Annotated in this window: 19 protein-coding genes; 7 read left to right on the forward strand and 12 right to left on the reverse strand. The window is 59.7% G+C overall.

Features of this window, described 5'->3' with window-relative positions:
* The coding region (locus OQK_RS09400) for an antitoxin Xre-like helix-turn-helix domain-containing protein (RefSeq protein WP_016772150.1) at positions 1-253 on the reverse strand (253 nt) is incomplete at its 3' end.
* Between the two features lie 312 nt (positions 254-565).
* Here OQK_RS09400 and OQK_RS09405 point away from each other — a divergent pair.
* Positions 566-1,492, forward strand: a complete 927-nt coding sequence (locus OQK_RS09405) for a LysR family transcriptional regulator (RefSeq protein WP_016772151.1) — start codon at positions 566-568, stop codon at positions 1,490-1,492.
* Here the strand turns inward: OQK_RS09405 and OQK_RS29160 are convergent.
* The 9 genes from OQK_RS29160 to OQK_RS09445 all read right to left on the reverse strand — a co-directional run bounded on the left by OQK_RS29160 (position 1,409) and on the right by OQK_RS09445 (position 11,260).
* On the reverse strand, positions 1,409-1,726 hold the full coding sequence (locus tag OQK_RS29160) for an AzlD domain-containing protein (RefSeq protein ID WP_024011198.1): 318 nt from the start codon (positions 1,724-1,726) through the stop codon (positions 1,409-1,411). The genes OQK_RS09405 and OQK_RS29160 overlap by 84 nt on opposite strands.
* A complete protein-coding gene (locus tag OQK_RS09410; RefSeq protein ID WP_016772152.1) occupies positions 1,705-2,421 on the reverse strand; it encodes an AzlC family ABC transporter permease in 717 nt (238 codons plus the stop codon). Before OQK_RS09410 ends, OQK_RS29160 begins: the two co-directional genes overlap by 22 nt.
* The gene (locus OQK_RS09415; protein ID WP_003220700.1) at positions 2,418-2,795 is read right to left on the reverse strand and encodes a GNAT family N-acetyltransferase; all 378 of its coding nucleotides are present in this window, start codon (positions 2,793-2,795) and stop codon (positions 2,418-2,420) included. The genes OQK_RS09410 and OQK_RS09415 overlap by 4 nt, the downstream gene beginning before the upstream one ends.
* A gap of 79 nt (positions 2,796-2,874) precedes the next feature.
* Complete coding sequence (locus OQK_RS09420; protein WP_016772154.1) at positions 2,875-3,621, reverse strand: 2OG-Fe dioxygenase family protein; 747 nt, start codon at positions 3,619-3,621, stop codon at positions 2,875-2,877.
* A gap of 231 nt (positions 3,622-3,852) precedes the next feature.
* Complete coding sequence (locus OQK_RS09425; protein ID WP_016772155.1) at positions 3,853-5,139, reverse strand: OprD family porin; 1,287 nt, start codon at positions 5,137-5,139, stop codon at positions 3,853-3,855.
* Positions 5,140-5,599: 460 nt separating this feature from the next.
* Entirely contained in the window at positions 5,600-5,812 is a 213-nt protein-coding gene (locus OQK_RS09430; protein ID WP_016772156.1) for a hypothetical protein, read from the reverse strand.
* A 245-nt stretch (positions 5,813-6,057) separates the two neighbouring features.
* Positions 6,058-7,164, reverse strand: coding sequence for an agmatine deiminase (gene aguA, locus OQK_RS09435; RefSeq protein WP_016772157.1), 1,107 nt, complete (start codon positions 7,162-7,164; stop codon positions 6,058-6,060).
* Complete coding sequence (aguB, locus tag OQK_RS09440; protein WP_016772158.1) at positions 7,164-8,042, reverse strand: N-carbamoylputrescine amidase; 879 nt, start codon at positions 8,040-8,042, stop codon at positions 7,164-7,166. The genes aguA and aguB overlap by 1 nt, the downstream gene beginning before the upstream one ends.
* A gap of 305 nt (positions 8,043-8,347) precedes the next feature.
* On the reverse strand, positions 8,348-11,260 hold the full coding sequence (locus OQK_RS09445) for an aminotransferase (RefSeq protein ID WP_016772159.1): 2,913 nt from the start codon (positions 11,258-11,260) through the stop codon (positions 8,348-8,350).
* Between the two features lie 211 nt (positions 11,261-11,471).
* Here OQK_RS09445 and OQK_RS09450 point away from each other — a divergent pair, with 211 nt between their 5' ends.
* The 5 genes from OQK_RS09450 (at position 11,472) to OQK_RS09470 (ending at position 16,448) form a co-directional block, all read left to right on the forward strand.
* Positions 11,472-11,996: a DUF3916 domain-containing protein gene (locus OQK_RS09450; protein WP_038861161.1), complete on the forward strand. Its 525-nt coding sequence runs from the start codon at positions 11,472-11,474 to the stop codon at positions 11,994-11,996.
* Positions 11,997-12,078: 82 nt separating this feature from the next.
* A complete protein-coding gene (gene rfbC / locus OQK_RS09455; RefSeq protein WP_016772161.1) occupies positions 12,079-12,624 on the forward strand; it encodes a dTDP-4-dehydrorhamnose 3,5-epimerase in 546 nt (181 codons plus the stop codon).
* A 184-nt stretch (positions 12,625-12,808) separates the two neighbouring features.
* A complete protein-coding gene (locus OQK_RS09460; RefSeq protein ID WP_016772162.1) occupies positions 12,809-14,617 on the forward strand; it encodes a sensor histidine kinase in 1,809 nt (602 codons plus the stop codon).
* Entirely contained in the window at positions 14,614-15,996 is a 1,383-nt protein-coding gene (locus OQK_RS09465; protein WP_016772163.1) for a sigma-54-dependent transcriptional regulator, read from the forward strand. Before OQK_RS09460 ends, OQK_RS09465 begins: the two co-directional genes overlap by 4 nt.
* Positions 15,993-16,448, forward strand: a complete 456-nt coding sequence (locus OQK_RS09470; protein ID WP_016772164.1) for a YiiD C-terminal domain-containing protein — start codon at positions 15,993-15,995, stop codon at positions 16,446-16,448. Before OQK_RS09465 ends, OQK_RS09470 begins: the two co-directional genes overlap by 4 nt.
* Before the next feature lie 203 nt (positions 16,449-16,651).
* Here the strand turns inward: OQK_RS09470 and cysQ are convergent, their stop codons facing one another.
* Together cysQ and nudE are read right to left on the reverse strand one after the other, a co-directional pair.
* On the reverse strand, positions 16,652-17,479 hold the full coding sequence (cysQ, locus tag OQK_RS09475) for a 3'(2'),5'-bisphosphate nucleotidase CysQ (RefSeq protein WP_016772165.1): 828 nt from the start codon (positions 17,477-17,479) through the stop codon (positions 16,652-16,654).
* A gap of 7 nt (positions 17,480-17,486) precedes the next feature.
* Entirely contained in the window at positions 17,487-18,056 is a 570-nt protein-coding gene (gene nudE / locus OQK_RS09480; RefSeq protein WP_016772166.1) for an ADP compounds hydrolase NudE, read from the reverse strand.
* 88 nt (positions 18,057-18,144) lie between these two features.
* On the opposite strand from nudE, the gene yrfG reads away from it, so the two are divergent.
* Positions 18,145-18,807, forward strand: coding sequence for a GMP/IMP nucleotidase (gene yrfG, locus OQK_RS09485; protein WP_016772167.1), 663 nt, complete (start codon positions 18,145-18,147; stop codon positions 18,805-18,807).
* Positions 18,808-18,866 lie beyond the last annotated feature (59 nt).

The following is an 18,866-nucleotide window of genomic DNA, read 5'->3' on the forward strand; positions in this document are numbered from 1 at the left end:
TAATGCTCAACGCCTTGTGGATGCCCATCAGATAAGAAATGCGCTCAAGGGTGTCGTGGGGCAGGCGGATGTTTGGCAGGTGTTTGTATTTATAGAACGTGGTGTTACCGACTCCTCCGAGCAGGGTGCGTTGTTGCTCGGCATTGCAGCCCCAGTGCTCCATGAGGTTGAAGAAGAACTTCAGCGCAACGCGCCCGGCTTCGGGGGCGTCGAGTTGTTCGCGTGGGTTTAACGCAGTAGATGAAGTTGGCATTTGGCCGCCTCCAGAGAAATCATCATGCCTTGAGGTTAGTACATATCTGTACATTTACTCAAAATTAATACACTGATGAACAACCGTACAGACTGAAAAATCCATACTGCTTGCACACATTTTTTGATCTCCATCACCCCCACCCCAGCAAAAACCCCGATCCTCTGTCAGCCTCCAGCCATCGGCGGGGAAATCAATTCGCTACTAAATCCGCGACAACTATGCTCAGGTGCAGGAATATAGCCGGCATATGGCGCCGTTTCGGTCGTTTCGTAAACAACAATACCCAGCCCACTTCAGAGGGCATTACCCATGGATAGCAGAACCTTACGCAACCTCATGCGCATCGTGCAGACCGGCTCGTTGTCGGCCGCAGCCGAGCATTCGTGCCTGACCGTGCAGGCGTTGGCCGCACAGTTGAACAAGGTCGAAGAGCAGTTCGGTTTCCGCTTGTTTCGCCGTTCCAACAAAGGCCTGACGCTGACGCCGCAAGGCACGGAGCTCACGCCCTACATTGACAAAGTGTTGATCGCCACGCGACAGATGGAAGAAAAGGTCGAAGCGCTGAAGGTGCCAGGGCAGCGGACGTTGAAGGTGGCGTTGAACAACACCCTGTCGCCTGATTTCAACCGGCGCATGATCGGGCGCCTGATCGAGGTGTTTCCCGATTACCAGATGGAGTTCAGCTACGCCGAGTCGATGGAAAACCTCAGCAAGCTGAAGAACGAGGATTTCGACCTTGCCGTGCTGATCGGCCCGCAGCGGCCGGGGCTGCCGAGCATCGTCCTGCCGGATGTGCAGGTGCAGGTGGTCGGTGCGCATTGCGGTCAGGAAAACGATCCGCTGACGTTGCTGGGCAACAAGTTTCAAGTGCGTCCTGCGGAAGATTGTCCGTATTCCCACAGCTTTTTGCGTTTTCTCGACGCCGGGCTGGGCAATCACGAGAACGGCCAGCGCATGGTCTATTCCTGCAGCGAAACCCTGACGCTGTCGTTGATCACGCAGATGGATGCGGTCGGCATGGTCTCGCGTGAAGCGGCGCAGAAGAACGGCCTGACGATTTTTCCCGGTTTCGAGGATTTCCTCGAAGTCCGGCTGGCGGTAAACAACCCGGAGTTGTCCCACCAGGCGCTGAACGACGTCGTTGATCTGCCGCTACATGAACGAGCCGAGCGCAATGTACGCAGCCGTCCCCACCGCCACACTGAGAAAGAGGTTTTTGCTGAAATACGCACATAGCAACGTCGGAATCGCGGCATAGAATTCCGGGCGATCGAGCTGGATCTGCCGGTCCTTGATCAACAGGGGCGTGAGGCTGATCGCAGCGACGATCGCCACCGGCAGATATTCCAGTGCGCGCGCCACGAACGGCGGCCAGTGTTCGGTGTTGATCTGCAGCGGCAAGGCGCGCGGCAGGAAGGTCACCGCCATCATCAGCACCACCACCAGAATCAGGAACGTTTGGTCAGGCATACACCCACTCCGCAGCCCACAAACGTGGCGATAAATACGTTGAAGGGCGAACTGCCGATCAGGCTCAGCGCGCCCATGCAGACCACGGCAGCAGCGGCCGCAATCAATTTGTTACGCGTGTTGCACAGCGAGACCAGCACGTAGAGCATCATCGCCGTCAGCGCGTAATCGAGCTGATATTTGATCAAGTGCGCCGCGTACTGCGCGCAGACCGCACCGAGCAAACCGCCGAGCACCCACGAGGTGTGGCAGAACAGATTGAAACCGATCAGGTAACGCACGTTGACCGGTGCGCCCGTGCCGAGCTTGACGCTATGAAAGGCGAAGGATTCATCCGTCAGGCCACCGGCGTAAGCCCAACGCTCCATGCGGCTCAAGCCCAATGCACGCAGGGCTTTGGCCATGTACACCGACATCAGCATGTGCCGCGCATTGATCAGGAAAGTGGTCAGCACAATGGTGGTCAGCGATGCGCCGCTGGAGATCAGCGCCAGCGCGGCGAATTGCGAAGCGCCGGCATAGACAAACAAGCACATCGCCACCGGCAGCCACATCGGCAGGCCGGCGTTGACCGCCATCAGCCCGAAGACAAACGACACGGTGAAATACCCGGCGACCACCGGGCTGGCTTCGGCAAACGTGCGCGACGGCTGATGAGTCGCCATCAGCGGCGCGCTGCCGGACCTTTCATTCATAGATCCCTCTCAAATGTTCTTTCGCCGTGAGGCTCGCAAAAACCCTGGGCGGTCCAGAATCGCTTGCCCGCGAGGTTAGCATCGTCGACGAACAGAAACATCCGCAGCACCCCGACCCGTTTCATGTCGGACGACGCTGCTTCGACCAGACGCTGGCCCACGCCCTGGCTGCGGTAACGCGGGCTCACGGCCAGATGGTTGATCGTGCCGCGACTGCCGAGCATGCCGCCGAGCACCGCGCCGACGATCTCGCCCTCGACATCGAAAGCCAGGTACGCCGTGGTGGTTTTCTGGATCAACACGCCGCGCAGGCATTTGGCGTCCTGCCATTCGCAGAACGACACTTCGTCGAACTGGCGGAAGAAGCGCTCCATGCGTTGCGCATCCTTGGCGGTGGCGCGGCGCAGTACCACTGGCGTCGAGCACTCGACGCCGTCGATTGGGGTGATCTGATTAGCGAACAATGTCGAAAGCGGTCCCGGGCCGCGAGAAGGAAATCGCCAGAATCTGCCGGTACGCCATGGCATGGGTGTGGGTGTTGCGCGCCGGGGTCACGTAATGGCGCATGTCGCGATCAAGGAAATAGGTGGTATCGAGAATTTCCTCGTAGGTGGTCGCCGCCAGCTGCTGCTGATGAATGTCATACAAACGACTCTCAGCGCCCTCGACATTATTGCGCCCCCAGAAGTGCACGCCGCTGAACGGATAGCCGTCGCAATGAATGCCTTCAGGGGTGATTTCCAGCTGCTTGCCGGGTTTGATCTCGATGCGGATCTGATGGATCTGGCACTGCCAGATTTCATCGTGCAACTCTTCCGGCAGGACACTTTTGTACACTTCGAAATCGGTGTCGATCAGGCTGCGCATCACCGGCGAAGAGATCACTTCTTCGGAAAAGTCCTGAAAGTGTCGTACCACGCCACCGACGTAAGCGTTGTTCTCTTTCGATTGCACGTAAGCGCGATGCTCAAGTTGCTTGAGCTCACGGGTTTTCGGGTTGTATTCAAAGTCGCTGTAACGACGATAACGCATGCCGGCTTCGGCCTGACCGTAGTAACTGTCAGGCTCCATGTTTTCCCAACTCTTGGTCAGTCTGACGAAGTCGGCAAAATGACCGTAGAGATTGAAGTCACCACCCTGGACGTTGACAAACTTGTCGCGCCGTAGCGATTCGCCCACTTCTCTGTTCAAAACGATCATTACCAAATTCTCCGCTGCGTTGAACGCCCTAATCTATTGGGTGGAGAATTTGCGTCCATGAGAAAGAATTTCAGGCATTTGAAGCACTGCTTGAAACGGAATCTGCAGCGCTTGAAAAACGACTTTTACATGACAAGAACACCGGTTATTTGCGGTTTTCGCTGAAAAACCGCCGAAAAAAAACCCCGAACGAATCGGGGTTTTCTCATTTTTCTTACAGCGGATCGATCATCAGAAGATATTGATCGGATAGTCCACGAATACACGCAGTTCGTTACCGCTGACGTTGTACTCGCTGGATTTCTGCGACACGCGCAGGATCGAACTGCGCAACTTCACGCTCAGGTCTTTGGCCGGGCCACTTTGCACGACGTACTTGAACTGGTTGAAGATCTCGCGCTCGGTGCCGCCTTCGCTGGTGGACGTGGTGATGTTGTCGCCGCGCACGTAAGCGAAGTTGTAGCTCAGACCCGGAACGCCGAACGAACCAAAATCCAGGCCATAACCCAGCTGCCAGCTGCGTTCGTCTTCGGCGTTGAAGTCAGACCAGTAGGAGTTGGCCAGGTAGATGGAGTTACCACCGTCGCCGACACGACCCTGGTCTTTCTGGTAGCCGCCATAGGCGTAGCCCAGGTTGCTGTCGCCAGTGGAACGCTGATGCGCCACGGTGAACGAGTGCGGGCCGGTGGCGAAAGTGGCTGCCAGGCTCCAGATCTTGTTGTCGTCGCCAGTTACACCGTTTTCGCGGACATAGGAGTTGTCCAGCTTGGTGCGATAGCCGTTGAAGTCCAGGGTCAGGGACTGATCCTTGTTGAACGGAATCACATAGTTGGCGTTCACGTACTGTTTCTTCAAGACGTCTTCAACGTCGGACGCATACAGCGCGCCTTTGAAGTGTTCGGTGAACTGATAGCTGCCGCCCAACACGTTGATCGACTTCAGACCGCCGCTGTCACGGCCTTCATCGCTCTTGCGCGACTCGGCGGTGAATCGGCCGGCGTTCAATTCCAGGCCTTGGATCTCACGGGAGGTGATCAAAGTACCGGTATAGCTTTCCGGCAGCAGACGCACGTTGTCGTAGCTCAGCACCGGCAGGGCCGGCATCTGGTCGCCGTAGGTCAGTACGGTGTTGGATACGCGAAACTTGACCGCAGCACCGCCCTTGGCGATGTCGTGGTTCGCACGACCGTCATTTTCCTGTTTGAAGAAGTCGATGCCGCCGGCGCCGCTACGGCCCTTGCCGCCGTCCAGGCGCAATGCGTACAGACCGAAAGCGTCCACGCCGACACCGACGGTGCCTTGAGTGAAGCCCGACGAGAACGTACCGATGGCCGCTTGGCCCCATTCGGCCTTGTCCTTGTTACCGTCTTTGTAATCACGATTGATGTAGGCGTTGCGCAACAGTACTTTCAGGCTGCTGTCTTCAACGAAACCCTTGGATTCGGCCTGGTCGTTAGCCATGGCCTGTGTAGCACTCAACATCCCCAGTGCGATCAGACTGATTCGCTTGTTCAACATTTTGTTTTCCTTATTACGGGTTGAAACGCGCTGTGTCGAACGGCTGAAACGGCGCTTTCTGCACTCTTGTATTCACCCCGAAACAAAAAAGCCCGCCGACGTTAACGTCATGGCGGGCCTGCTCCTTATTTTGAGTCATGGCGGTTAGCCACAGGCGTTGGGCCGAATCGTAGCCGCGCCCTGAACTGTGTGTCAATTTCAAGAATCGTCTTTAAATAGGCGAAAAACGTCTAAGAAACGTAATTTTTTTGCTGGGCGGTTGCAGAAAAAACGGATTAAACAGGGAGTTTGAACTGTGGGAGCGAGCCTGCTCGCGAAGCGCTGGATCAGTCAACAAAGTCACTGGCAGTGCTGACGCCTTCGCGAGCAGGCTCGCTCCCACTTTTGAATACCTGTGGATAAAAATTAGGCAAAAAAAGCGCCGCCATCCCGGCAGCGCTTTTACCAATCCCTATTGTTCTTATCCTTCCATCACATCCCACAAGGCTTCCAGCTCGGCCTCGCTGAACAGGCCAGCGGGGTAGCGCTCGATCATCATCCGGCGCGGATCAGGTTGTCTGATCTGACGCGTTCCATTGGACTTCAACCAGTGCGCGACAAGCTGGAGCGATTCGCCGTTGACGGCCATGGGATGCACAGTCCGCTCGCTGATTACGTTCACTTCGGCGTTCATTTCAGCGCTCTCTCCCCGTTCGTGAGCGGCTACGTTATCCAAGGTTTGTGACAGAACTGTTGAAGTTCCCCTCCCTCCCTAGTGCATCAGGAGCAATACAAGAGCTATGCCAAGGCGACCCGAATGTCGACCGGCGGATACAAACAAGCCCGCGGTCCTGACGGGCCGCGGGCTTGCTTTGATGCTGAGCGAGCTAATCATTGCCTGGCTGATTTGTGAATCAACTCAAGCTGTTACGACTCAACTCACTCTTTGTGCGGCGCTGGCTGCTGTTGGGTAAGGCAGTGAATATTGCCGCCACCCAGTAACAGTTCGCGGCCCGGCACCATCACGACTTCGTGCTGCGGAAACAGCTTCTGCAGGATTTCCCTGGCCGGGGCGTCCTTCGGGTCGTCGAAGCTCGGCGCGATGATGCCACCGTTGACGATCAGAAAGTTCACGTAGGAACCGGCCAGACGCACGGAAGGATTGCGCTCCTGCGAACCGTCCACCGCATCGACGCCGGCACACTCTTCTTCGGTCGCGTACAGCGGCCCAGGAATCGGCATTTTGTGCACCGTGAACGGGCGGCCCTTGGCATCGGTGCTGCTTTGCAGCACTTTCATTGCCGCCTGGCAGCGCGGGTAGTTCGGATCCTGCGGATCATCGGTCCACGCCAGCAGCACTTCGCCCGGACGCACGTAGCAGCAGAAGTTATCCACATGGCCGTCGGTTTCATCGCTGAACAAGCCATCCGGCAACCAGATGATCTTGTCCACAGACAGGTTGTCGCTGAGTACGGCTTCGATTTCTTCGCGGCTCAGGTGCGGGTTGCGATTGCGGTTGAGCAGGCATTCTTCGGTGGTGATCAGCGTGCCTTCGCCGTCGACATGAATCGAACCGCCTTCGAGCACGAAACCTTCGGTGCGGTAACGCGGGCTGCGCTCGATCTCGAGGATCTTGCCGCCGACCTGCGAATCACGGTTCCACGGTGCATACAGGCCGCCATCGAAACCGCCCCAGGCGTTGAAATCCCAGTTCACACCGCGCACTTCACCATGGTTATTGATCACGAAGGTCGGGCCGCTGTCACGAACCCAGGCGTCGTCGCTGGACATTTCCACCACGCGGATATTCGGCACATCGAGGCGCGCGCGGGCGTTTTCGTATTGGCCGGCGGAGACGGCAACGGTCACCGGCTCGAAGCGGGCGATGGCTTTGGCCACTGTGGCGTGCGCGGCCTGCGCCGGTTTGCCACCCAGACGCCAGTTGTCCGGACGCTCGGGCCAGATCATCCAGGTCTGGGTTTGTGGCGCCCACTCGGCCGGCATATAGAAGCCATCGGCGCGTGGGGTACTTTTCAATGTGGTCATCAGGACTCCAAGGAACCGTCGAGGGTTTTCAACGCGCCGTACAGATTCGGCCGGCGGTCGCGGAATGAACCCCACGCGCTGCGAATATGTTCCAGCTCGTCGAGGTTGAACGTGTGCACAAGAATACCTTCTTCGGTTTTATTCAGCTCCTGCACTTTTTCGCCGAACTGATTGGCGATGAACGACGAGCCGTAGAAGGTGATGTCGTAGCCGTCCTGCTCTTCATTGCCGATGCGGTTGCTGGCGATCAGCGGCATCAGGTTGGCGCCGGCATGGCCCTGCTGCACCCGCTGCCAGTGATCGCGCGAAGAAATGGTCTTGTCGTGCGGCTCGCTGCCGATCGCGGTCGGATAAAAGAGAATTTCCGCGCCTTGCAAGGCCATGCTGCGCGCCGCTTCCGGGAACCACTGGTCCCAGCAGATGCCCACGCCGATTTTTGCGTATCGGGTGTTCCATACCTTGAAGCCGGTGTCGCCCGGGTTGAAGTAATACTTTTCGTGATAGCCCGGGCCGTCGGGGATATGGCTTTTACGATAAATCCCGAGGTTGCTGCCGTCGGCGTCGATGATCGCGATGCTGTTGAAGCGTGCACGCCCTGCCAGTTCGTAGAAGCTGATCGGCAGCACCACTTGCAGCTCTTTGGCGATTTTCCGGAAATGCTTGATGGCGACGTTCTCTTCAACCGTCGTCGCCAGTTGCAGGTAATCCGGATTGGGCTTCTGGCAGAAGTACGGCGCCTCGAACAGTTCCTGGATGAGGATGATCTGCGCGCCTTTAGCGGCGGCTTCGCGGACCAGTCTTTCAGCGGTTTCGAGGTTGGCTTCCAGGTCCCACGAACAGGCCATCTGCGTGGCGGCGACGGTAACGATACGGCTCATGAATCATCTCCGGGCTAGTGCTTTGACGGTCGAAGAATTCAACCGAAAAGAAAACGCGCGCACCGGACAAGAGATCACCATGCCGGAGCAATGGCGACTTTATAACCGATAAATATCGGCTTTAGAAGCTGTAAAGAAGGAATCTCTCTGTTTGAACGCCAATTAAATCGATACAAATCGGACTTAAGACCGAAAACAAATGTGGGAGCGAGCCTGCTCGCGAATGCGCTGTGTCAGTCACCGCATGTGGCGACTGATACACAGCTTTCGCGAGCAGGCGCGCTCCCACAGGGGATGTGCGTTGCTTAAAGGCCTTCGGTAAGCACCCGATCCAGCATATCGACAAAGAAATCCACGCTCTGGCGCGACGTCACCATCGGTGGCTTGATCTTGAGGATGTTCAAGTCATCGCCGGTCGGCTGCATGAAGATCCCCAACTCGCGCAGGCGATCACACAGCAATGCAGTCTCGGCAGTTGCCGGTTCCAGGGTCTGGCGATTGCGGATCAGCTCCAGCCCGAGATAAAACCCGGAGCCGTGCACCGCGCCGACCAACGGATGTTTATCGATTAACGCTTCCAGGCGCGCCTTGAAGTGGCCGCCGACGACCTGGGCGTTTTCCCAGAGCTTTTCTTCCTCCATCACATCGAGCACCGCCATGCCGATCTGACAACTGACCGGACTGCCGCCCGCCGACGAGAAGAAATAGCCCTCAGCCTCCAGCGCCTCGGCGATTTCCCGGCGAGTGATCACCGCGCCAAGTGGCTGACCGTTACCCATGCCCTTGGCCATGGTGATGATGTCCGGCACCACGCCCTGCTCTTCGAAGCCCCAGAAAAAATGACCCATGCGCCCGTAACCGACCTGCACTTCGTCAGCGATGCACACCCCGCCCTGCGCGCGGACCTTTTCATACACCTGCGGCAAATAGCCCGGCGGTAAAGAAATACCCCCGGCATTGCCGTAGACCGGCTCGCAGATGAAACCGGCCAGTTGCCGCTTTTGCTCGGCCAGTTTTTGCAGATGATGCTCGACGCTGCGCACGTAATCCGGCGCCGAATCGGCGCCACGGAATTCGCCGCGATAAGTGTTCGGCGCTGGCACTGGGTGCACCCAGTCCGGGCGACTTTCCAGCGCCTTCGGGTTGTCAGCAATCGACGTCGATACCGCATCGGCGCCGATCGTCCAGCCGTGATACGCCTCAAGCACACTGATCATGTCGCGCCCGCCGCTGTAGGCCCAGGCCAGACGAATCGCCAGGTCATTGGCCTCACTGCCGCTGTTGACCAGGAACACGCGATCCATGCCCTCCGGCGCCAGCTTCAGCAAGCGCTCGGAAAATTCGGCGACCGCCGCGTAGTTGAAGCGCGAATTGGTATTGAGCAACGACCACTGCCGCGCCGCGACCGCCGCCATCCGAGGGTGACCGTGGCCGAGCACGGCGACGTTGTTGAGCATGTCCAGATAGGATCGGCCCTGCATATCAATCAGGTGATTGCGCCAGCCGCGTTCAATGCGCGGCGGGTCAACGTAATAGTGTTTTTGCGTGCGGGCAAAACTGGCATCGCGGCGTTCGAGCAGGGTATTCGCGTCCAGCTCAGGCTCGGCGTCGCAGGCCAGCCCGAGCAGCATCGCCGGTGACGGGCACAACGCCTGCCACGCCGATGCACGGGGCGGCGTGCAGAACAGCGGCGCGTCGAGCTCTGCTTCTCGGCACAACTGCACAATCAGCGGCCCAGTGACTTCACCGAGTTTCTGGCCTCTATCCACTGCCACCCCATGTTCAAGAACAGGCGTCACGCCCCACAGGCGAACACTGAACTGTGGGCCATCGAGTTGCAGCGCACCGTTTGCCGCTTGCTTCAGAACGCCAGCGAACGGTGCTTGAACTTCGGTTCCGGTCGGCACACGCAATTCGACATGCAACGGGAACGTATCCGGTTCAGTCGCACTGTCCGGGCGGGTGCGTGACAAGCGGTACTGGCCATAACGCGTCGCCGCCAGCCCATGGACCGCTGCGGCTTCTGTCAGCAAGCGCTGATCAATGCCCGGCTGCTCCCAATTACCCGCCTCGAAGTGCGGGCTCAACACGCCCAGATCGATCAACGCGAATTCGCGCCCGACCAATCCGGGCAGCAATGGCGCAAATTCCGGTTTTTCGACCTTCGGCACGGTCTGGCCCACGGCGCTGAGAATCGCCGCTTCCATCAGCGCCTGTGGCACCGATGTCGCGACGCGAAAGATTTCCCACTCGTGACTGAGATTGTCGCGGCTATACGTATTGGTGGGGTCGATACTCACCTGTTGCTCGCCACTGAGCACCAGCACCGCCGCCCGCGCCACGATCAATGGCCACAGCGCTTGCAGCTCAGCGTACTGCAACGGATTGACCGCGTGATAAGCCTTGACCGCCGGCAGGATGACAAACGGATCGCCATCGGCGTGATGCAGCAAAGCCGCACAGGTCACCGACAGATCGGTGATACGCCAGGTGCGCACCAGATCGCCGAAGTCGATCACACCCTGCAACTGCCAATGCCGCTGGGCATCACGCGCCCAGACGACGTTGTCATCGGTGATGTCCATGTGAATCGCCTGCACCGGCAGTTTGTCCAGCAGCGGCTGCAAACGGCGCTCGGCCTGCTCGGCGGCAGCGCTGATCGCCGCACGCTGCTGCGCGTCGGTGATCACCGGCAACAGATGATTGATCAACGTGCTGGCGTGACGCGCGTCCCACTGTAGGGTGCGTTCAAGGCCCGGGTGATCGAAGCCGGCCAGCGCCAAATCCATCTCGCCACAGAGTCGGCCAAACCCGGCGACCACGTCCTGGCCAAGATGATCGAAATCGGTCAACGGCTGGCCGTCGATATACTCCAGCAAGCGCACATGCACCGTTTCGCGATTGGCTTGCAGCGACAACAGATCTGCACCGTTATTGGCTGCGATGACGCGCGGCACCTTGATCGCCGAATGCTCGGCCAAGTATTTGAGCCCGGCGTGCTGGGCTTGCAGCTCAACAAGAGCGTAGTCGCCACGACAGACTTTCAGCACGAAGCGTCCACGCTCGCTGTCGACGCGATAATTCAGATCCTGCTGGCTGCCCAGCGCCAGCAACGTGCCGCTGAACCCGTAATAATCGGCCAGCCATTGCAGCGCCTGCGCCTCTGAAACCTGCGGACCGGGCAAACTGGCGCGATGAATCAACGTGGCGAGCGGCATGAAACGACCCCTGAAATTTTATTAGGCGCTTATATCGCCATTGCCTTGGCGGTTACGCAACCCCTCAAGACGCTGGCCGGTGAAAGGAAAACGGCAAGATCATCGCGAAAGCCTCCCAGGCAAACTTTCCTACAAGACTTTCAGATTGTGTTTCAGCGCCGCTCTGTGCAATCTGCGCCCCGAATTCACAGCACGGATGCAAGCCCAAGTCATGTCCCATCGTCGCCTCGCCCTTACCGACAAAAAGGTTCGCAACATCCCTCGCCGCTTACGTGCATTGGCTGCTTGGGCCGCCGATTTCGAGGGATACTTTCCAGCCGACCTCACTATCGAAGATAAATACTGGAACTGGAAAATTCCGATTCACATGGCGATGGTCGAAGGAAAACAGGCAACAACCGATCTGAAAAGGCAATGTGCCCAGCACTTGATCGACGCGGCGCAGCATCTACGCCTGGCTCGTCCTGAGCATGCGCTTGACTGCAGGGTGGTCGCAGCCATTTGTGTTCCCGGCATGTTTTCCAGCGAAATCTGTATCTATACGGATCTGGAATACCACCGCGGTCACATCCCTGCCTCCGACAGCGAATATGTCGAAACCGGCAAAAGCCTGGCTCAAGAATGGGGTCTTGTGTTGCCACAGGGCATGGGCGAACGAGGTTTGCGCTACGAGGTTGAAGGCTGGGATGGGCAGACTTATGAAGAGGAACACTGGTATTTTGGCGAGGTCGATTGACGCTCCGGCGTAGTCCGCACTCGCGCCCCGCAGCGCTTTGCGCAAGAATGTCGCCCATTCAAACCTGTCTATGGAAATCCTCATGAATGTCATCACCACCGATCTGCCCGGTGTTCTGATCATCGAACCCAAGGTGTTCGGCGACGAGCGTGGTTTTTTCTACGAGAGTTTCAATGCCAAGGCGTTTCAGGACGCTACCGGTCTGGAAACGCAGTTTGTGCAGGACAACCATTCGCGCTCGCAAAAAGGCGTGCTGCGTGGTCTGCATTACCAGTTGCAGAACACCCAGGGCAAGCTGGTTCGTGTGACCGCGGGTGAAGTGCTCGATGTGGCGGTGGACATCCGTCGCAGCTCGCCGCATTTCGGCAAATCGGTGGCGGTGCGCCTGTCGGCGGAAAACCATCGTCAGCTATGGGTACCGGAAGGTTTCGCTCACGGTTTCGTGGTGCTGAGCGAGTTCGCCGAATTCCTCTACAAGACCACCAACTATTACGACCCGTCTTCCGAGCGCAGCATTCGCTGGGACGACCCGGCGCTGGGCATCGACTGGCAACTGGACGAAGCGCCGAAGCTGTCGGCCAAGGACCAGGCGGCTGCGCTGCTCAAGGACGCTGACGTCTTCGCCTGAGGCCAGGTCTGTACAAAAACTCGCCGAGCGGTGATCAGGCAAGGCAAAAACAGGCGAGGAAGCGGAGTCTAGGTCCCTAAATGAGCATTCCGAGCCTGTTTTTAACGCAGCATGATCGACGCACAGGCAGTTTTGGTACAGAGCAAAGGCATAATGCGCCTGTCACCTCAGGGGTATCCGGCACATGAAACCACCGCTTCCCCGCAGACCCCGCTGGCGCAGCCTCGCACTGTTGGCCCTATGCCTGGCGCCGCTGCTGTGGCCGCTGGAACACCTCGCCGAGCGCTATTACCGCAGCGAACTCGCCGGGCAGAATCGCCAGACCCTCGATCTTTACGTGGCCAACCTGCTCGGCACCCTGCATCGCTACGAAGTGTTGCCGCAGATTCTCGGCGATCTGCCGGCCCTGCGCGCGGTGCTTGGTGCGCCGGACGACGGCGTGACCCAAGGCAACGCCAATCGCCTGCTGAAAAACATCGCCGCGCAGACCGGCGCTGAAGTCATGTACCTGATGGACACGTCCGGCCAGACGCTGGCGGCGTCGAACTGGGACAAACGCGACAGCTTCGTCGGCCGCAACTTCGCCTTCCGCCCGTATTTCAGCGAAGCCATGGCCGGGCGCCTCGGACGCTTCTTCGGCCTCGGCACCACTTCCGCCAAACGCGGCTACTTCTTCGCCGCTGCTGTGCGCAGCGGCGAGAAAATCATCGGCGTGCTGGTGATCAAGGTCGACCTCGACCACACCGAAAGCCTGTGGGGCAAAACCCCGGAACAATTGCTGGTGACCGACCATAACGGCGTGGTCATCCTGACGTCGCGCCCGGAATGGCGTTTCCGCTCCACCCGTGCATTGAGCGATGCCGAGCGCGCCGCGATCACCGCAATCCAGCCCTACCCGACCCGTGAACCGCGGCCGCTGAACCTGAGCTCCGACGCTTGGCTGACGCAGACTCACGACATCGCCGAAACCGGCTGGAGCGTGAGCATTCTCGCCCCGCGCACGCTGATTGATCGTCCGGTGCGCACGGTGGTTGCGATCGGCGGCGCCACGCTGTTGGTGGTGATGCTGCTGGTGGGTTTGATGATGCAACGTCGCCGGCATTATCTGGAGCGCATCGCGTTCGAGGCCAAGGCCCGCCGCGAACTGGAAGGCCGGGTGGCTGAACGTACCAGCGATCTGGAGGGCCTCAACCGGCGTTTGAAACAGGAAGTGCTCGAGCGTGAGCAGGCGCAGCAGGAGCTGGTGCGCGCCCAGGACGATCTGGTCCAGGCGGGTAAATTGTCGGCGCTGGGGACCATGTCGGCGAGCATCAGTCACGAACTCAATCAACCGCTGGCGGCGATTCGCAGCTATGCGGAAAACGCCGAAGTGCTGCTCGATCATCAGCGCACCGAAGACGCGCGCGGCAACCTCAAGCTGATCAGCGAACTGACCGGGCGCATGGCCTCGATCATCGCCCATCTGCGCGCCTTCGCTCGGCGCGATCGCCACGCACCGGAAAGCGTCGCTCTGCAACCGGCATTGGACGATGCGCTGGCATTGCTGGCCAAACGTCGGCGCAGCATGGAAGTCGAACTGATCCGCGATCTGCCAGCCGCGACGCTGTGGGTCGAGGCCGGCGAAACCCGCTTGCGCCAAGTGCTCGGCAATCTGCTGGCCAATGCTCTCGATGCCCTGACCGAAAAAGGCCCGCCGCGCAAATTGTGGCTGAGTGCCGAAGCCACCGCCGACGGCGTCAATCTGTACATTCGCGACAACGGCCCCGGGTTCTGCATGGAAGCTCTTGGCCGCGCCAGCGAGCCCTTTTACACCACCAAGACCCGCACCCAGGGTCTGGGTCTGGGGCTGGCCATTTGTGAAACGCTGATGCGCGCCTTTGGTGGCGAGCTGTCGTTCGCCAACCACAAGCAAGGCGGCGCCCTGATCACCCTGCGCCTGCGCGCCGGTGCGCCCGGAGTCAGCCTGCAACCGTCCGAGGATCGAAGTGCATGACCATCGACAATCGCATCCAGGTAGTGTTGATCGACGACGATCCGCACTTGCGCCAGGCTCTCGGCCAGACCCTGGACCTGGCCGGCCTGAAAATCCTGCCGCTGTCCGAAGCCAAGGGCCTGGCCGCGCAACTCGAGCGTGACTGGCCGGGGGTGGTGGTCAGCGACATCCGCATGCCGGGCATGGACGGCCTCGAACTGTTGAGCGAGTTGCATGCACAGGATCCGGAGTTGCCGGTGCTGCTGATCACCGGCCATGGCGACGTACCGCTGGCGGTGCAGGCGATGCGCGCCGGCGCTTACGATTTTCTGGAAAAACCCTTTGCCAGCGATGCGCTGCTCGACAGCGTCCGTCGCGCCCTCGCGCTACGGCGGCTGGTGCTGGACAACCGCAGCCTGCGTCTGGCCTTGAGCGACCGCAACGAATTGAGCGCGCGACTGGTCGGCCATTCGACGCCGATGCTGCGTCTGCGTGAGCAGATCGGTGCGCTGGCGGCGACCAAGGCTGACGTGCTGATCCTCGGCGAAACCGGTGCCGGCAAAGAGGTGGTGGCCCGCGCGCTGCACGATTTGTCGAGCCGTCGCAACGGCCCGTTCGTAGCGATCAACGCCGGCGCGCTGGCGGAATCGGTGGTGGAAAGCGAGCTGTTCGGTCACGAACCCGGCGCTTTCACCGGCGCGCAGAAACGCCGCATCGGCAAATTCGAATTCGCCAACGGCGGCACGCTGTTCCTCGACGAAATCGAAAGCATGAGCATGGACGTGCAAGTGAAGCTGCTGCGCATGCTGCAGGAGCGCGTCGTCGAACGCCTGGGCGGCAATCAGTTGATCCCGCTGGACATCCGCGTCATCGCCGCGACCAAGGAAGATCTGCGCCAAGCGGCGGATCAGGGTCGCTTCCGCGCCGACTTGTATTACCGCCTCAATGTCGCGCCGCTGCGCATCCCACCGTTGCGCGAACGCGGCGAAGACGCACTGGTGCTGTTCCAGCACTACGCCGATGAAGCCAGCGCCCGCCACGGCTTGCCGCCCCACGAGCTGCAACCGGCACACCGCGCCCTGCTGCTGCGCCACACCTGGCCGGGCAATGTGCGTGAACTGCAAAATGCCGCCGAACGCTTCGCCCTCGGGCTTGAACTGGCACTGGACAACAGCGCTGATGGCAGCGGCGGCACGCCGGTAGAAGTGGTCAGTGGCGGCCTCAGCGAGCAAGTGGAAAACTTCGAGAAATCGCTGATCGCCGCCGAACTCGCGCGCTCGCACAGCTCGGTACGCAGCCTCGCCGAAGCCTTGGGTATTCCGCGCAAGACCCTGCACGACAAGCTGCGCAAACACGGTCTGAATTTCGGCGACAGCAGCCACGGGGAAGACAACGAATGAGCAGCGAAAGCGAATACCTGCAAACGGTGCTGCATCACGACATTCCGCTGACCGCCGAGATGGGCCTCAAAGTGCTTGAGTGGCGTGAGCAGCAATTGAGCCTGCACCTGCCACTTGCGCCCAACGTCAATCACAAGAGCACCATGTTTGGCGGCAGCCTCTACTGCGGCGCGGTGCTGGCCGGCTGGGGCTGGTTGCATCTACGTTTGCAGGAAGAAGGGATTACCGACGGACACATCGTCATTCAGGAAGGGCAGATCAGTTATCCGCTGCCGGTGACCGGGGACGCCGTGGCGATCTGCCCGGCATCGGATGCCGCGGTGTGGAAGCGGTTTGTGGCGATGTATCGGCGATACGGACGGGCGCGGTTGACGCTGGATACGCGGATCCTGAATGCGGGAAGCGAGGACGATGCGGTGAGATTTACCGGGCAGTACGTTTTGCACCGTTGAAGATCAACAGCCCCTCACCCTAGCCCTCTCCCGAGGGAGAGGGAACCGATACGGGGATGCTACAGATTTACGTCGACCTGAAACTGCTTCGCCGAATCCACAATCGACTCGATTCTCCGGGTCGATGCATAGCGCCAGACAACTCGGTCGGCTCCCTCTCCTGGGGGAGAGGGCTGGGGTGAGGGGAATTGCGGATCAGCCAGTTAGCCTCGGGCCAACTCCAACAACCGTCCGCGCCACGCAGCCTTCGCCGGCAGCGCCAGAAAAAACTCGTTCAACAGCGATTCCCGCGCAGGGTAACTGAACGCTTCACCCTTCAAATCCAGTACCTCGCCCCCCGCCCCTTCCAGCACGCCCTGCGCTGCCGCCGTGTCCCACTGCGAAGTCGGCGCCAGTCGCGGATAGCAATCAGCAGCACCTTCGGCCAACAGACAGAACTTCAAGGAACTGCCGATATTGGCCAGTTGCAGCTCGCCAAGACTGGCGCTCAACCCGGCCAGCAAACGCTCTTGCTCGGGACTGGAATGGCGACGGCTGGCAACCACGGTAAACGCCTCGCCCGGCGCAGGCACATCGCGCACCCGAATCGCTACCGGCGTAGCGCCCTCGTCGCCACGCCATGCACCGAGCCCGGCACCGCCGACGTAAAAACGACCGTTGGTCGGCATCGTCACCACGCCAAATACCACCCGGCCATTTTCGATCAGCGCGATGTTGACGGTGAATTCCTCGCTACCGCTGATGAACTCCTTGGTGCCGTCCAGCGGATCCACCAGCCACCAGCGCTGCCAACCGGCGCGCACGCTTTGCGGGATGTCGGCGTCCTCTTCCGAGAGCACCGGAATGCTCGGATCCAGCGCCGTCAGCCCGGCAACGATAAGGTGATGCGCAGCCAGATCGGCAGCCGTCACCGGCGAATCATCGGACTTGGCCGTGACTTCGACGCCTGCACGCCAGAACGGCAGAATCGCCTCGCCAGCCTGTAAAGCCAGCGTAACCACAGGTGCCATCAGCGGATGGGGAAAATTCATCGACGTCTCACTCATAGCTGAACACCCCGCGCTGGCTCAGCAGGTCACGGGTCAAATACAGCGCTGCCAACGCGCGGCCCTCGGAAAATTGCGGATTCTGTGCCAGCGCCGACAGTTCGCGAAGGTTGACCTTGTCGACCCGCATCGGCTCCGGCTCATCGCCTTCCAGCCGCTCTTCATACAGGTCGGTGGCCAGCACCACTTGGATTTTCTGGCTCATGTAACCGGGCGACAGCGACAGCTCGGTCAGATGCTCCAGTTGACGCGCGCCATAACCGGCCTCTTCCTTGAGCTCCCGCTCGGCCGCCGCCAGCACGTCCTCGCCCGGCTCGATCAGGCCTTTGGGCAGAGACAGTTCGTATTCGTCGGTGCCGCCGCAGTATTCCTCGATCAACACTGCGTGTTCGGCGTCAAGCATCGCGACGATCATCACCGCGCCATAACCCGCGCCCTTGCCGACCAAACGCTCGTAAGTACGCTCCACGCCATTGGAAAATCGCAGCTTGAGTTCTTCGACGCGAAACAGGCGACTGGTGGCGACGATCTCGCGGGCGAGTACGGTGGGTTTCTGGCGCATGCAAAGCTCCTTGGCGTGAACGCGCTACTATAACGCGGCTTTCCCGATTGTTTGCGTCGGATATCTTTTCACCGTTCGAGACGTTGCCATGCCTTCTTTACCGTGGTCCGCCATCGATACCGTTCTGCTCGACATGGACGGCACGCTGCTGGATCTGCACTTCGACAACCATTTCTGGCTCGAGCACCTGCCTCAGCGCTACGCCGAACTGCACGGCATCAGCCGGGCCATGGCCGAGCTGGAATTGCAGCCGCTGTTCGAGCGCCACGCCGGCCAGTTGCAGTGGTACTGCCTGGATTTCTGGAGCGCGGAACTGAAATTGTCGGTGCGTGAATTGAAACAGGAAACCGCCCACTTGATCGCCCTGCGCGCCGATGCCGATACCTTTCTCGACGCGATCAAACGCGCCGGCAAACGGGTGATCATGATCACCAATGCGCACCGCGATTCGCTGTCGTTGAAACTGGAGCGGATCGAACTGGCGCCGTACTTCGAGCGGCTGATCAGCTCGCACGACTATGGTTATCCCAAGGAGAACCCGCAGTTCTGGGATGCCTTGCGGGCGGACATCAGTTTTGATCCGGCGCGCAGCCTGTTTATCGACGACACCTTGCCGATCCTGCGCAGTGCAAGGGATTTTGGCGTGGCGCACTTGCTGGCGGTGAAAGAACCGGACAGCCGCAAAGGGCCGAAGGACACAGCGGAGTTTGCCGCAGTCGAGGATTACCGGGATTTGATTGCAGGACTTTGACGTCGCGTTGCTGCCATCGCGAGCAGGCTCGCTCCCACACCGAAATGCGTTTCAAATGT

Origin of the sequence: Pseudomonas sp. R62 (genome assembly GCF_000257605.1) — a bacterium.
GTDB lineage: Bacteria > Pseudomonadota > Gammaproteobacteria > Pseudomonadales > Pseudomonadaceae > Aquipseudomonas > Aquipseudomonas atacamensis.